Origin of the sequence: Bacillus sp. Nf3, from assembly GCF_003028545.1 — a bacterium.
Classification (GTDB): domain Bacteria; phylum Bacillota; class Bacilli; order Bacillales; family Bacillaceae; genus Bacillus; species Bacillus safensis.
Map to the genome: position 1 here is coordinate 1 of NZ_PYUA01000104.1, position 526 is coordinate 526.

The window sequence follows — 526 nt, forward strand, 5'->3', positions numbered from 1 at the left end:
GCAATGCCGCCAAGGCCGCGCTGGTGTACGGCGCCATCGATGGCTCCGGTGGCTTCTACCGCAACGAAGTCGCGCACGCCGCACGTTCGCGGATGAACATCCCGTTCTTCCTGCCCAACGCCGATCTGGATGCCCGTTTCGTGGCCGAAGCCAAGGCCGCCGGCCTGCTGGCACTGAAGGGCCACAAGGTGGTCGGCGGCATCCGCGCCTCGCTGTACAACGCCATGCCGCTGGCCGGGGCCGAGGCGCTGGTCGCCTTCATGGCCGATTTCCAGCAGCGTCACGGTTGAGCAATGAACGGCGCGCACCGTCGGGTGCGTGCCCCGCAACAAGGAATTCCGATGGCAAGCAGCAAATCCAGCAAGAAGGCCCCGAGCAAGGCCGAACCGGCCAAGGACAGTGCGGCGCCCAAGAGCAAGGCGAAGTCCAAGGCCGCCTCGAACCCGGCGCCGACCCTGGCGCCGCTGGCACTGGCCGATGTGCGTTCGAAGATCGACCAGATCGACCGTGACATCCAGAACCTGAT

General features: G+C 66.3%; 1 protein-coding gene and 1 pseudogene. Both read left to right on the top strand.

Features of this window, described 5'->3' with window-relative positions; genetic code table 11:
• Nucleotides 1-290 (top strand): annotated as a pseudogene (locus C9414_RS21055) (3-phosphoserine/phosphohydroxythreonine transaminase); the annotation flags it as partial.
• 51 nt (nucleotides 291-341) lie between these two features.
• On the top strand, nucleotides 342-526 hold a 185-nt coding region (locus tag C9414_RS21060), incomplete at its 3' end, for a hypothetical protein (RefSeq protein WP_219909143.1).